This is a genomic window from Pseudozobellia thermophila (genome assembly GCF_900141855.1).
Classification (GTDB): Bacteria; Bacteroidota; Bacteroidia; order Flavobacteriales; family Flavobacteriaceae; genus Pseudozobellia; species Pseudozobellia thermophila.
The window spans coordinates 24,683-38,247 of sequence record NZ_FQYU01000013.1 but is presented as its reverse complement, the minus strand read 5'-3'; the positions used below and the strand labels follow the sequence as shown (position 1 = coordinate 38,247).

Genomic DNA, 13,565 nt, shown 5'->3' with positions numbered 1-13,565 from the left:
CAAAATCGCCCCCATTTTTTTATCCGAACTTTAAATACAATCCCTTATCTTTAGTTATTCCCTCAAAAACAGCACTTTGCCCTAAGGCATTTTAGGGCCCACCGGCTTAACTATTGAAAAATGGATACTAAAAAAATTATGCCCGTGCTACTCGTCTGTTGCATGACCCTCTTAGCTCATGCACAAAACCCAGTGGGCCTATTCGAGAACGCCGATGATGTAGGGGCCGTAATACACAAAGGAAAAACGGTATACGACAGTGGGTCGCAAACCTACAGGCTTTCGGGGGCAGGAGGAAACATCTGGTTCGACAAAGATGAATTTCATTTTGCGTACAAAAAACTCACCGGTGATTTTATCGTTCGTACCCGCGCTAAATTTATTGGCGAAGGAATAGACCCGCACCGCAAATTGGGTTGGATGGTGCGTACCGGTCTGGACACCGGATCGCCAATGGTCTGTGCAACGGTTCATGGCGACGGACTCACCTCCTTCCAATACCGAAAAAAGCACGGGGCCGATGCAGAAGAAATTAAATCGCCCGTTACAGGGCCCGATATAATTCAGCTCGAAAGACGCAACGGAAGCTTTCTGTTAAGCGTTGCCAAATATGGCGATCCATTCTGGACCGTTGAACTTCCGCATTTCGAATTCCCGGAAGAACTTTTTACGGGGCTTTTTGTATGCTCGCACAACGCCGATGTGATAGAGAGCGCCGATTTTGAAAACGTGCGAATTGTATTGCCCGCGCCCAAAAATTTAGTGCCCTACAAAGAATACATCGGCAGCCACTTGGAGCGAATGGAGGTAGCCACCGGTAAACGGAAAATTCTCCATACCTCGACCAATTCGATTCAGGCTCCGAACTGGACACCGAACAACAAAAGCCTTATCTACAACAGCGAGGGCCTTATCTACCATTACGATTTGGCCACGGGAAAGATAGCCCAACTCGACACCGATTTCGTTCAGAACAATAACAACGACCACGTACTTTCATTCGATGGCCAGATGTTGGGCATTAGCAGTGCCAGCGGGGAAGAGGAATACGGATCCCTGATATACACCCTTCCGGTCAGCGGAGGAAAACCGAAGAGGATTACCTCAACCGGCCCGAGTTACCTGCACGGGTGGTCTCCCGATGGCAAGTGGCTGACCTATACCGGCGGCCGCAACAACATCTACGATATTTACAAGATCGCTTCCGACGGTAGCGGCAAGGAAATACAATTGACGAACCAACCCACCTTGGACGATGGATCGGAGTACAGTCCCGACGGAAAATATATTTATTTTAACTCCGCCAGAACGGGCTCAATGGAACTTTGGCGTATGAAACCTGACGGGAGCCAACAAGAACAGCTTACCAACGATCGCTTCCAGAATTGGTTTCCGCATATTTCACCTGATGGACAAACCCTGGTTTTTCTATCGTACGCCCCCGAGGTCGACCCCGGTGCACATCCTTTTTACAAACAAGTATACTTGAGAACCATGCCCGTAAACGGGGGACGAATAAAGGTAGTGGCCTACCTATACGGAGGGCAGGGAACGATCAACGTACCGAGTTGGTCGCCCGATAGCAAGCATATAGCCTTTATAAGTAACACCAAAATAGAATAACCAAATTATGAAACGCAAGACATTTTTGACCCTTTCCGCTTTTTTACTCTTTATCAGCAGTTTTCAAGCCCAAGACAACATGTTATGCGTAGGTCGTTATTGGTCGGAAGACCAAGGCAACCTTATGCTTAAAAAATTTGCCTCCGAATGGAACGACCTGCCAAGCTGGGAGGCCCGATCCGAACGAATAAAACAAGGGATAATCGAGGGGATGCAATTGAACAAAATGCCAAAATCAAACGGCAACTTCAATGCTATAATCCGCAACACAAGGGAGATGGACGGTTACATTGTAGAGAATATTGCCATTGAAAGTTTTCCGGGCTTCTACATAACCGGAAACCTCTACCGCCCAACCCTGAAAAGGGAAAAATACGCCGGTATTCTTTCCCCGCACGGTCACCTTGCCGATAAACGCTTTACGCACTACATTCAAAAAAGAGCCGCCGTTTTGGCGCGAATGGGGGCTATTGTTTTCGCCTACGACATGGTAGGCTACGGGGAAAGCAAGCAGGTCGAGCACAAAATACCCATTGCACTCGTACTGCAAACCTATAACAGCAAGAGGGTGCTGGAGTATCTATTGTCCAGACCCGATGTAGACCCTGAGCGAATCGGTATGACGGGAGGTTCGGGCGGAGGCACCCAAACCTTTGTACTGACGGCCATCGATGACCGGATCAAGGCATCGGCCCCCGTGGTACAGGTTTCGGCACATTTCTTCGGAGGTTGTGTTTGCGAAAGCGGAATGCCCATTCACAAAAGCGAGGACCACCAGACGAACAATGTCGAAATCGCGGCCCTATGCGCGCCGCGCCCCATGTTGATGGTATCGGATGGCGCCGATTGGACGAGAAACACGCCCAGGGTCGAATATCCCTATGTGCAAAAAGTATATGCCCTGTACGATGCGGAACACAAAGTGGAAAACGTTCACCTACCGACCGAAAAGCACGATTACGGTTATTCAAAACGAACGTCCGCCTACAATTTCTTTGGCCACCATTTAGATTTAAGCATGGGCAACGTGCCTTACGACGAGGGATATCAAGAAGATTTTGTAACGATTTTGCCTCCCGACGACCTCAAAGTCTTTACCCCGAACAACCCCATGCCCAAATCGGCCTTAATGGGCAACGAAGCGGTTATGGATTATTTGAACATACGCCCGTAAAGGGCTTAGGGTTACAGGTCGATCTTATCGAGGGCCTCAATGGTGGCGTCCAAATCCGAATAGCTTAGGGCATCGTTCAAAAAGTAGCTTTCAAATGCGCTGGGCGGTAAATAGACCCCTTGATCCAACATACCGTGGAAGAATTTCTTAAAGGTTTCGTTATTGCCCTTGGCAGAGGTTTCAAAATCGACCACGGGTCCTTCGGTAAAATGAACGGACATCATACTGCCATATCGGTTTATCCGGTAAGGTACCCCTTTGTCCTTTAACACCTTGTCAAACCCCTCATGTAGGTAGGCCGTCTTGTCTTCCAAGCTTTTGAATACTTCGGGCCTGTTGTTCAGTTCGGTCAACATGGCCAGGCCAGCGGCCATCGCCAAGGGGTTCCCACTCAAGGTCCCTGCTTGGTATACGGGACCTTCGGGAGCCAAATAGGACATAATTTCAGCCCTGGCGGCAAAGGCCCCGACGGGCAGGCCTCCCCCGATAACCTTTCCAAAACAAAGGATATCGGCATCGATGCCCAAGGCTTCCTGGGCACCTCCCCTTCCCAATCGGAAACCGGTCATTACCTCATCGAAAATCAATAGAACGCCCTCTTCGGTACAAAGCTTTCTGAGTCCCTTGATAAAATCTTCCGAAGGAACGATACACCCCATATTTCCCGCTATGGGCTCGATTATAACTGCGGCTATTTCACCTTGGTTGGCCCTGATCAATTCGCGAACACTTTCCAAATCGTTGTACTTGGCCAATAGGGTATCCTTGGCCGTACCCTGGGTTACCCCTGGGCTGTTCGGACTACCAAAGGTAACCGCCCCGCTTCCTGCCTGGATCAAAAACGAATCGGAATGGCCGTGGTAACAGCCCGCAAACTTGATGATTTTATCCCTTTTGGTATAGCCCCTCGCCAGGCGAATGGCGCTCATACAGGCCTCGGTGCCACTATTTACGAAGCGTATCTTGTCTATGTTGGGCACCATCGAAACGGCCAATCGGGCCAATTCGGTCTCTATTTGCGTAGGCATTCCGAACGAGGTCCCTTTTTTCGCCTTATCGATGACCGCCTCGATTACCGGCCCGTAGGCATGGCCCAAAATAAGCGGACCCCACGAAGCGATATAATCGATCAAACGGTTGCCATCTTCGTCGTAGAGGTAGGCCCCCTTGGCCTCTTTTACAAAAATGGGATCCCCGCCAACGGCCTTAAAGGCCCTTACAGGGGAATTGACACCTCCGGGTATATACTTTTGGGCCTCGGCAAAAAGGGCACTACTTCTTTTATAGATCATAAATGAAATTTTTGTTTTGACTTATGGTTTTCATAGACCGGGGTCCCCCCTACGAAGACTACTTGTTATAATTCTCGGTCTTAACGGTAAGTTTTTGCCCTACGGAAAGGTTGGTATCGTACATGTAGTTCCAGCGCATCAGCTCGTCTACCGAAACCGAGTATCGTTTTGACAGCGAATACAGGGTATCGCCCGGCTGTACCACATGAAAGCTAGGGGCCGTATTCACTGCCACCGCCTGCTGGCTTCGCCTACCATAGGCATCGCCCAGCACCGCTTTGTCATAACGGTACAATTGATGCCGTTCGATAAGTGAAATCAACTTTTGGGGATAGCGCTTATCCGTAGCATAGCCGGCCTGCCTTAAGCCCTTGGCCCAGCGTTTGTAATCGTCGGAAGGATAATCGAACAGAAAGGCGTAGCGCGACCTGTTCTTTAAAAAAAGGCTGTGGTCTCGATAGGAGTACATGGGGTGGTTGTATTTTCTGAAGCACTCCCCCTTTTCGTCATCATCGTGAAAATCGTAGTCCCCATCCCAACCCGTATGGCATTTGATACCAAAATGGTTGTTCGTCTTAAGGGCCAGGGCTCCCTTGCCGAAGCCGCTTTCCAAAAGGCCTTGTGCCAAGGTGATGCTGGCCGGTATTCCAAAGGCCTTCATTTCCATCTGTGCTATTTCCGAAAATGTTTCGATATACTCTTCGGGGGAGTCGATATTGAACCGTACAAATTTCCCCGTATCTTCCGGCATGGGATAAAGTCCGTCATCGGCTTTCCTCTTCTCTTTCACGACCCTGACGGTTTCGGTCTTGGCCCGCTCGTGGTGTCGGGTTTGTGAAACGGTACGTTTGGCCTTGCACCCTATAAAAAATACACCCAGAACGGACAGCAATAGAAGTTTACGTATTACACGCATAGCAATGGAAGGTTTTTCTTTTTCAAGTTCTCGTTCATTCCTTTTATGCCCTGTAGACCCCCCGTGTGAACGGCCAAAATCTTGGAGCCGGGAAGGAAATAATCCCGTTTTATCAAATCAAAGATACCGAACATCATCTTGCCGGTATAAATCGGATCTAAAGGAATTCCGGTGTTTTCCTTAAACCAATTGATAAAGTGGACCAAGTCGGCATTCACCTTGGCATAGCCCCCAAAATGATAGTCCGAAAACAAGCTCCAGTTTTCCTTTAGGGCAAATTTACGAATATCTTCCTTTAAAAAATCGCCCTTTAGGGCAGGAAAGCCCAAAACCTGTTGTCCCTTGCGGGCCGAATTGCTTATTCCGGCAATGGTCCCCCCTGTTCCGACCGCACAAGCGATATGATCAAAACCGCGATCCCCATCGTTCAATATAGCCTCACATCCCTTAATGGCCAAGGTATTGGTTCCTCCTTCGGGAAGCAGGTAGAACGCGCCCCATTCCGTCACCAGGCGCGCGATGAACGACGGATCGTCCTTGCTGCGGTATTCGTCCCTGGACACAAACGTGAAATGCATACCATGGTCATGGGCCAATTGCAAAGTCGGGTTATGCCGCCATTTATCGGCCAGTTCCTCTCCCCGAATGACCCCAATGGTCTTATAACCATATTTTTTGCCCGCATAGGCGGTGGCCGCAATATGGTTCGAATAGGCGCCCCCGAAGGTCAGCAAGGTATGATGCCCCTGTTCCCGGGCCTCCTTCAGGTTGTAGAAGAGCTTACGGTACTTATTGCCCGATATATGCAAATGCAGCAAATCTTCCCGTTTAATGGCCAGATCGACCTTCTTTTCGGTCAAAAGGGGGAGCTGTATGTATTGGGTAAGGGCGTTCACAAGGGCTATTCTGTGCGCCAAAGATATTTAATAAAGGCCAAAGGCCTACGGGCGGCAATATATTCGAGGTTCTTCTCATTGGCATAGGCCTCACGTTCAAAACTAATGTTCTGGTAGGCCTTGTAACTATCCAAATAGCACATGGTTCGAACAAGCCATTCGGAAATATAAAAAATGTAGAAAAAAACAATCAGCAACTCTTGCTGTTGCCTTAGGTGAATACGCTCGTGATTGATCAAAACAATATCGTTTTTAAGCGTATCGTCCTTAAGGATGATAAACGGCCAAAGTGAAAGTCCGACATAGTTCTTGTAAAAGAGATGTTTAAAAACTAAGATCATAATCGAAGGTTAAACGGCCGAAAACAGCGTTAATTGTAGGTCGACCCCGGTTTTCGATAACGGAACAAGGTCGCCGTCGGTTGCCTATACGCGTTAAAATAACGCCAAATACCCATAAAATATACGATTTTGGATTTAAATTTGATTGTTCGTTGCCATTAATTTGTAACTTAAGGAATCTGGATCTTGCTTTTCGGGACAATTTCATATCGCCCATTGCACCAGGCTCGAACGAAGGTGATTAAAAAAGAGCTTTAAATGAAGAAAATAATACCCCTCGAAGCGGGCGACTATTATTATTCGAAAGAAGGGTACAGGGTTTTTACGGCCCAGTATTTACAAAAAAGGGGGTATTGTTGCGAAAGTGGCTGTAGGCACTGCCCTTACGGATTTGACATAAAGAAAGGACCTCGATAAACAAGGGTCTTCGGCATGATTTTTGAGACTTGGTTTATACATTTCGTTAACTGCAAATATTGAAACATTATGAAAAAGAATACATTTTTGGTGGTTCCGATGCTCATTCTGCTGTTCTTGAGCTCATGTTCCTCGGTCCAAGTACTTTCCGACTATGATAAGGAAGCCGACTTTAATTCATACAACACCTATGCCTTTTACAAAACCGGTATCGATAAGGCCCAGATTTCGGATTTGGACAAAAAACGGATCCTCCGTGCCATCGAGTCGGAAATGTCTAAACGCGGTTTTACAAAGTCTGAAAACCCCGATATTTTGGTAAGCATCTTTACCAAGGAAAAACAACAGGTCGACATTTACAACAACTATTGGGGCGGCCCGTACGGCTGGGGCTGGAGCCCTTATTACTGGGGTCCGGGATGGGGCGGAAACAATGTAAGCACCCGAACCGAGGGATCCTTGTACATAGACCTTATCGACGCCAAAAGCAAGGAACTCGTCTGGCAGGGCAAAGGTGTAGGCAATTTGGGCAACATCAACAACATCGAAAAGAAGGAGGCCCGTATTCAAGAGTTCGTATCCGAAATTCTTATGCAATACCCCCCCAACAAGGTTGCGGCCCGATAATCGCCAATGTATTCAAAAAAACGACATAAAGCCCTCTTTCAAGACAAAGGAGGGCTTTTTTTAAATACGGAAGCACCTTGATACGAACAACTTATCTTATTTTAGGCTTTTTGTAACTTTGTGTAAACACCCTATGCCATGTCGTACCAAAGCAATCCTGTTTTAGACAAATTGCCCCAACATTTAAGGCAGTACATCAAACCGCAGAATTATGCCGACTACACGGCAATAGACCAGGCGGTATGGCGCTATGTGATGCGAAAAAACGTCGATTACCTCAGCGAGGTGGCCCACGGATCCTACCTTGAAGGGCTAAAAAAAACGGGGCTTTCGGTCGACCATATCCCGGACATGTACGGCATGAACCGCATTCTTAAGGAAATCGGTTGGGCGGCCGTCGCCGTCGACGGGTTCATACCCCCTTCGGCCTTTATGGAGTTTCAGGCCTACAATGTCTTGGTCATAGCTTCCGATATCAGGCAGCTCGAACATATCGAATATACCCCCGCACCCGATATCATACACGAAGGTGCCGGCCATGCCCCTATCATCGCCAACCCCGAGTACGCCGAGTATTTAAGAAGGTTCGGGGAAATAGGATGCAAGGCCATTTCCAATGCCAAAGATTTCGAACTCTACGAGGCGGTAAGGCACCTGTCGATCATAAAGGAAGCCGCCGACACACCCAAAACCGAAATCGAAACGGCCGAAAAACGCATCGACGAGCTACAAAAAAACATGGGCGAGCCCAGTGAGATGGCCTTGATCCGCAACCTGCATTGGTGGACGGTCGAATACGGCCTAATAGGTAGCCTGGAAAACCCCAAGATCTACGGTGCCGGACTTTTATCGTCGATCGGGGAAAGTGCGTGGTGCATGACCGATCAGGTAAAAAAGGTCCCCTACAGCATAGAGGCGGCCTACACACCCTTCGATATTACCCAACCCCAACCCCAACTCTTCGTCACGCCCGATTTTGCCTTTTTAAGTCAGGTTTTGGAGGATTTTGCCAATACCATGGCACTACGGACCGGTGGTTTGCAAGGAATAAAAAAACTAATTGAGTCAAAGGAAATCGGAACCATAGAACTGAGTACCGGATTGCAAATTTCGGGCAACTTTGAAAGTGTAATCGAACACGAGGGCCGCCCCGTATACGTAAAGACCAAGGGAAAAACGGCCTTGGCCTTTCGCGAAAAGGAACTGGTAGGCCACGGTACGCAACGCCATGCCAACGGCTTCGGTTCCCCCTTGGGGAAGCTTAAGGGCATCAATATCGCCATAGAGGATATGGGCCCGAGAGACCTGAAGGCCTACAATATCTATGAAGGCCGCACGGTAACATTGGAATTTGAGGGAGACATTAGAATTTCGGGCGAAATAATTACGGGCACCCGAAACCTTCAAGGGCAAATACTTTTGGTAACCTTTAAGAACTGCGTGGTCAAACACAAAGACAGTGTACTATTCGCCTCGAAAGGCGATGGGCTTTATAGTATGGCCGTAGGCCAAAAAGTGGTTTCGGCCTATCATGGGGTCGCCGACCTCAACAGTTTTGACCTGGTTTCACATTCGATCTCACCTACCCCCGTAAAAACGAACAAGCCCGATGAAAAGGCACAACTCGAACAATTCTATGGGCAGATCCGGAATTTTCGCGAAGGCAACAACACAACCATTTCGCGCCATAAGGTCTTCGAGGCGCTAAGGGCCCAGTTCCCCGACGACTGGCTTCTGTCCGTTGAACTGTACGAATTGGCCCAGACCAACGGCGACAGCGATTTCGCCCAAGAAATCGCCGACCATTTGGAAACCGTAAAACAAAACAACCCTAAATTCGGCCGTTTGATCGATGACGGTCTTCAACTCGTCGACAAGGCATTTCAATCCCAGCAATTGGAATGACGCCCAACCGACCGCTTTTAACCCTACGCCCAACAACCAAATTGAACACCATGAAAAACCTCATTACGATCGCCATTTTACTTCTTAGTCCTATGATCTTTGCCCAACCCGAAGCCAATTACGACGAATCAAAGGTTCCCAAGTTCCCACTTCCGGATCCGTTGACCACCTTTAGCGGAAATCCCATAGCGAACAAAACACAATGGGAAGAAAACCGTAGGTTCGAAATTTTCCAATTTTTTGAGCGGCAGGTCTACGGCAAGGTTCCCGACCGACTCGACGAGTATTCCTTTAAACTATGGGAAGAAAGCGATGATGCCTATGGCGGCAAGGCACGCCGCAAACAAGTGGCCATAAGCCTGACCAAGAACAAACGTACCATAACCTACAACCTATTGATATACCTTCCAAAAGGCAATCCTAAGGCCCCCGTTTTTCTAGGCTATAATTTCTACGGAAACCATACGGTCACCGACGACCCCAAGGTGCCCATCACCAAGGCTTGGGTATCGAACAACGAAAGCTTCGGCATAACCGACCATAAGGCGACCGAAGCTACCAGAGGGGTAAGAAAACACCGGTGGGCCATTGAAAAAATGCTCGACAACGGCTACGGATTGGCTACCATCCATTATGGCGAGGTCGACCCCGACAAAAATGATTTTTCCGACGGGTTACACCAACTATTCTACAAAGACGGCCAAGTAAAGCCAAAAACGAACGAATGGGGCAGTATAGCGGCATGGGCCTTCGGCCTGAGCAAGGCCATGGATTACCTCGAAAACGACACCAATATTAGCGACGTCATCGTATTCGGCCATTCGCGTTTGGGCAAGGCCGCGCTGTGGGCCGGAGCCACCGATAAACGATTCGCGGGGGTCATTAGCAATAACTCGGGATGTGGGGGTGCGGCCCTATCCAAGAGAAAATTCGGGGAGACCGTCGCCCGCATCAACAACTCCTTTCCGCATTGGTTTGCGGGCAGTTTCAAAAAATACGGCAACAACGAGCGTACCCTGCCCGTAGACCAGCACCAACTCTTGGCCCTGGTCGCCCCCAGGCCCCTTTACGTTGCCAGCGCGGCCGAAGACCGATGGGCCGATCCCAAGGGCGAATTTCTTTCCGCCTATCACGCTTCCAAGGTTTACGCCCTTTACGGCAAGCAGGGAATCGACTCCCCCGAAATGCCGGCCATTGACCAACCCTTGCAGAATACGGTGGCCTACCACATACGCAGCGGCAAACACGACGTAACCGACTACGATTGGGAGCAATACATCACCTGGGCGAAAACCTTTGTTAAATAGCAAGGGGCCGGGGCATAAAAAGGTTCAGTCGTTGAACAGGGCCTCGGGCAGGCCTTGTTCCACAACCTCATCCCTATAGACCAGGGTCCACCCCATCGAACGGGTAAGGATATAGAACTTTTGCAACTCGCTCAACAACCTGTTTTGCGCGTTCTTTTTCAACGATGACGCTTCTACCTTCTTCATTAGCGAGGCGGTCACGTTTTTCTTGATCTTGTTGTAGTCGGAAGCTTCGAACATGTTCAAGTAATCCGAACTTACATCGTAATATTCAAAATCGGGGCTGATCTTTACCTCCGGCTCGGGAATGCTTTTTATGCGGAGGGTTTTGCTTGCTGCATCGACCTCGAACTCAATTTGCCCGAGGTCATAGGCCACGGTAACATCCGCGTTGACCACGACCAGGGCCTTCTTTTCGGCAGAGATAAAGGGTCCGAAAAGCATTTTGGAGTCCTTGTAATTGTAGACTTCGGCAAAATGTCCTTCGGTAACCACCAATTTGGAGACATTTTCGATTTGCTGCTGTATGAGCATTGAATTTTCTGTCAAAATCGATTGCGCTTCCTTTTCCTTCGCACAGGACCGAAAGACCAATACCGCGGCCAAGGTAATGACCGCCCCCAAAAGAACTCTTTTCATAGGAACAAGTTACAACAGAAAATCAGATTCGAAAACCGTCTTGGGGTCCAAGGTTGGCCCATATCCGCTAAAAATCCATAAACGGAAACTCTTCCCGCAGGTTTTCCATCTTTTTTTCCAGGTTTTCTGAAAATTTCCGATGTTGTTCGGAATCCGGATAGAACGGCCGGTGCAAGAGTCCCCTTTGAACCGCATCCACCCGATCCATGACCGGCCTTGCCTTTTCGACAATCCAGACGGCACTAAATTTTTCCCAGATGTATTCAACTGCCAACCGATTGGGGTGCACCATATCCTCCTTGTAGAAGCGGTAATCCCTAAGCTCATCCATTTGGATCTCGTACGAAGGAAAATAAGACACCCCCTCTTGCAAAACCGCGTGGACCGCCGAAATCAAACGTGCCTTACTTCTCTGGTTCTCCACAAAACCGTCCTTTAGATGCCGTACGGGCGATACGGTTAAAATAAACTGCGCCTTCGGGTTTATCGAACGAACGGAGTCCATAATGGTATTCAGGGCCACCATCATTTCCGCAATGCCCAACAGCTCCTTTGAGAATTGCCTCTGCGGGACTTTATGGCAGTTGGCCACCACCGTATCGGTTTCCAAGTGGCGATACACCCATGCCGTTCCCAGAGTGATACCGATATGGGTAGCGGTTGCCAAATGTTCCGCCGTCTTTTCCAGTCCATTATTGAGCGCCCCCAATAGGGTTTCTTGGGAAAGGGCACTTAAATCGGAATGGGCGTCGTAACACTGCCAGCGTTCGTTATGGTAAAATATATCGTCTTGGGTATACCGCTTCTTCCGAAGGGCCCGCGATACCAAATTTTCAATGGCCAAGGGATGAAACAAAATACCGAAGGGGTTCCGGAGCGACCGAAACTTGAAGTAAGTGAACTTTTCCCCGATATTTTCCGAAAAACAAGACCCCAGAAAAACCAAGCGACTTTCATAATCGATTTGCTTTTCGGCCTTTTGTAAAGGTATTTGTGTTTGGAGTTTCATTATCATTTATTTTCCGGCTCGCATTCAAAAATAGCGACTTACCTCATTTCTACGCTTCCTTATTGTTTTTAATCCATTAATTGAATCAGTATTCCCATTATACCAATGGCCAAACATAACGGAATAAATACCTTTGAGTCCGCCTTAGCGAATGCGGTATGTTTTATTTTCTTAAAAAAGCCCACATAATTAAAATCGCCTACGGCCCGTAAAATAAAAATAGAAGGAATAAACCAATATCCATAATTCATGATCCCCTTGGGAACTTGGACAGGGACAAGTCCCGATTTCATGAGGTACATCCAAGCAAACAGAATTAGGACAAGGCCCACAATCAATGTTGCCGTTCTCGGAATCGCCGGCAAGTCTTCCCCGCCCGCTTTTGTCGGAATTACTCTTTCCACAGCCCAAACACCCCCAAAGAGCCAATAGACATGAAAGCCTCCCAACACAAAGAAGACAAAGGCCAAAAACAAGGATAAAATCGTGCAAACCATATACCTAATTCTTATTCTTTTCTCCCGAAACCAAGGGCAAATCCATTCAGTCTTCCCGTAAGGTTGCGATGACCTTACCGATATTCCTTTCCTCGAACCGGCCTATGAGGCTGAGCAAAAAACCGATAATCTTAGATTGGGGCGCCTTAATGAATTCACTCAATTTCAGCACTACCCCATCGATATTTTTAATCGCTTCCCCTTGATGTTCAATTCCCAAGCCCCAAAGTAAGTTCGCATTGCCCCACGATACCTCCCGGGCCTTGGCCATACTAAAATCGATAATCTTCTCGTCTGAATTTTTCCCTGCCCAATCCAACATAAAAAGTAAAGGGGACACACGGCCAAGCCTGTCTTGCATTTCATTGACAATATCGGAAAGGATACGGTTTACCGTGTTATAGTCGTTTTCTATTTCCGCCAACTCCCTTTCCCTCATAACGGTACTTACCGCCATGGCCAGATCAAGATTGATATGCGTATTGATTCCGAGCATAACGTGCTGTAGAATGGTCAAGGGCTCTTTTGCGTTTTTAAAGGCAAAATCCCACGACCTGCTTACCTCGAGGCCATTTGAATAAGCGTGGTAGGCGTCGAGATAGAAATTGGCGAATTCGACGTCGAATTTTACCATTCGGTCATTATCCTCGAAATTTCCGAGCTCGACCTCTTTTAGTATTTGGGCCGTTGTCCTTCTGTACACATAGGCGAACAAGCCCATGCGGCTGTTGGTCGCAATGGCGGTATCAATTATAACATCCAATTGACGGAGCACTTCAGGTATGGTAGTCGGACGGCTGATTATGTTTGCTATTATGATTGCTTATAGTAAGTTACTTTATTTTTACCACATGCTCCCGACCCATTCGATACGCTTAGGTTTCCGTTCCAACACCAAATAAAAAGAAAAACGCCTCGCCTA

General features: G+C 48.1%; 14 protein-coding genes. 6 read left to right on the top strand and 8 right to left on the bottom strand.

Annotated features, from left to right (window positions below; translation table 11 throughout):
- Positions 1–120: 120 nt before the first annotated feature.
- Complete coding sequence (locus BUB37_RS19450) at positions 121–1,623, top strand: TolB family protein (RefSeq protein ID WP_072995506.1); 1,503 nt, start codon at positions 121–123, stop codon at positions 1,621–1,623.
- Between the two features lie 7 nt (positions 1,624–1,630).
- Complete coding sequence (locus tag BUB37_RS19445) at positions 1,631–2,797, top strand: alpha/beta hydrolase family protein (protein WP_072995505.1); 1,167 nt, start codon at positions 1,631–1,633, stop codon at positions 2,795–2,797.
- Positions 2,798–2,808: 11 nt separating this feature from the next.
- Here the strand turns inward: BUB37_RS19445 and hemL are convergent, their stop codons facing one another.
- Genes hemL through BUB37_RS19425 form a run of 4 tightly spaced genes read right to left on the bottom strand, consistent with a single transcriptional unit; the run spans position 2,809 to position 6,242 of the window.
- Entirely contained in the window at positions 2,809–4,089 is a 1,281-nt protein-coding gene (hemL, locus tag BUB37_RS19440; RefSeq protein WP_072995504.1) for a glutamate-1-semialdehyde 2,1-aminomutase, read from the bottom strand.
- A 58-nt stretch (positions 4,090–4,147) separates the two neighbouring features.
- Positions 4,148–5,005, bottom strand: coding sequence for a glucosaminidase domain-containing protein (locus BUB37_RS19435; RefSeq protein WP_072995503.1), 858 nt, complete (start codon positions 5,003–5,005; stop codon positions 4,148–4,150).
- Entirely contained in the window at positions 4,996–5,922 is a 927-nt protein-coding gene (locus BUB37_RS19430; protein WP_397459885.1) for a 1-aminocyclopropane-1-carboxylate deaminase/D-cysteine desulfhydrase, read from the bottom strand. Before BUB37_RS19430 ends, BUB37_RS19435 begins: the two co-directional genes overlap by 10 nt.
- Positions 5,907–6,242 carry a hypothetical protein gene (locus tag BUB37_RS19425; protein WP_072995501.1) on the bottom strand — a complete coding sequence of 112 codons (336 nt, stop codon included), beginning with the start codon at positions 6,240–6,242 and terminating at the stop codon, positions 5,907–5,909. Before BUB37_RS19425 ends, BUB37_RS19430 begins: the two co-directional genes overlap by 16 nt.
- A gap of 258 nt (positions 6,243–6,500) precedes the next feature.
- On the opposite strand from BUB37_RS19425, the gene BUB37_RS21715 reads away from it, so the two are divergent.
- The 4 genes from BUB37_RS21715 to BUB37_RS19410 all read left to right on the top strand — a co-directional run bounded on the left by BUB37_RS21715 (position 6,501) and on the right by BUB37_RS19410 (position 10,498).
- On the top strand, positions 6,501–6,659 hold the full coding sequence (locus tag BUB37_RS21715; RefSeq protein WP_170863196.1) for a C1orf53 family protein: 159 nt from the start codon (positions 6,501–6,503) through the stop codon (positions 6,657–6,659).
- A gap of 69 nt (positions 6,660–6,728) precedes the next feature.
- Positions 6,729–7,286, top strand: coding sequence for a DUF4136 domain-containing protein (locus BUB37_RS19420; protein WP_072995500.1), 558 nt, complete (start codon positions 6,729–6,731; stop codon positions 7,284–7,286).
- Between the two features lie 138 nt (positions 7,287–7,424).
- Complete coding sequence (locus tag BUB37_RS19415; protein ID WP_072995499.1) at positions 7,425–9,191, top strand: aromatic amino acid hydroxylase; 1,767 nt, start codon at positions 7,425–7,427, stop codon at positions 9,189–9,191.
- 50 nt (positions 9,192–9,241) lie between these two features.
- Complete coding sequence (locus tag BUB37_RS19410) at positions 9,242–10,498, top strand: glucuronyl esterase domain-containing protein (protein ID WP_072995498.1); 1,257 nt, start codon at positions 9,242–9,244, stop codon at positions 10,496–10,498.
- A gap of 24 nt (positions 10,499–10,522) precedes the next feature.
- Here BUB37_RS19410 and BUB37_RS19405 read toward each other — a convergent pair whose 3' ends face one another.
- The 4 genes from BUB37_RS19405 to BUB37_RS19390 form a co-directional block, all read right to left on the bottom strand.
- Positions 10,523–11,137 (bottom strand): DUF4230 domain-containing protein, encoded by a 615-nt coding sequence (locus tag BUB37_RS19405; RefSeq protein WP_072995497.1) that lies wholly within the window; start codon positions 11,135–11,137, stop codon positions 10,523–10,525.
- 67 nt (positions 11,138–11,204) lie between these two features.
- The gene (locus BUB37_RS19400; protein ID WP_072995496.1) at positions 11,205–12,146 is read right to left on the bottom strand and encodes a GSCFA domain-containing protein; all 942 of its coding nucleotides are present in this window, start codon (positions 12,144–12,146) and stop codon (positions 11,205–11,207) included.
- Positions 12,147–12,214: 68 nt separating this feature from the next.
- A complete protein-coding gene (locus BUB37_RS19395; protein WP_170863195.1) occupies positions 12,215–12,616 on the bottom strand; it encodes a DUF3995 domain-containing protein in 402 nt (133 codons plus the stop codon).
- 73 nt (positions 12,617–12,689) lie between these two features.
- On the bottom strand, positions 12,690–13,418 hold the full coding sequence (locus tag BUB37_RS19390; RefSeq protein WP_262987432.1) for a DUF5995 family protein: 729 nt from the start codon (positions 13,416–13,418) through the stop codon (positions 12,690–12,692).
- Positions 13,419–13,565 lie beyond the last annotated feature (147 nt).

Excerpts from the sequence above, each read along its gene's own strand:
- BUB37_RS19445 (WP_072995505.1), top strand. The coding sequence starts at position 1,631 with ATGAAACGCAAGACATTTTTGACCCTTTCCGCTTTTTTACTCTTTATC.
- BUB37_RS19405 (WP_072995497.1), bottom strand. The coding sequence starts at position 11,137 with ATGAAAAGAGTTCTTTTGGGGGCGGTCATTACCTTGGCCGCGGTATTG.
- BUB37_RS19450 (WP_072995506.1), top strand. The coding sequence starts at position 121 with ATGGATACTAAAAAAATTATGCCCGTGCTACTCGTCTGTTGCATGACC.
- BUB37_RS19425 (WP_072995501.1), bottom strand. The coding sequence starts at position 6,242 with ATGATCTTAGTTTTTAAACATCTCTTTTACAAGAACTATGTCGGACTT.
- BUB37_RS19400 (WP_072995496.1), bottom strand. The coding sequence starts at position 12,146 with ATGAAACTCCAAACACAAATACCTTTACAAAAGGCCGAAAAGCAAATC.
- BUB37_RS19415 (WP_072995499.1), top strand. The coding sequence starts at position 7,425 with ATGTCGTACCAAAGCAATCCTGTTTTAGACAAATTGCCCCAACATTTA.
- BUB37_RS19420 (WP_072995500.1), top strand. The coding sequence starts at position 6,729 with ATGAAAAAGAATACATTTTTGGTGGTTCCGATGCTCATTCTGCTGTTC.
- BUB37_RS21715 (WP_170863196.1), top strand. The coding sequence starts at position 6,501 with ATGAAGAAAATAATACCCCTCGAAGCGGGCGACTATTATTATTCGAAA.
- BUB37_RS19410 (WP_072995498.1), top strand. The coding sequence starts at position 9,242 with ATGAAAAACCTCATTACGATCGCCATTTTACTTCTTAGTCCTATGATC.
- hemL (WP_072995504.1), bottom strand. The coding sequence starts at position 4,089 with ATGATCTATAAAAGAAGTAGTGCCCTTTTTGCCGAGGCCCAAAAGTAT.
- BUB37_RS19435 (WP_072995503.1), bottom strand. The coding sequence starts at position 5,005 with ATGCGTGTAATACGTAAACTTCTATTGCTGTCCGTTCTGGGTGTATTT.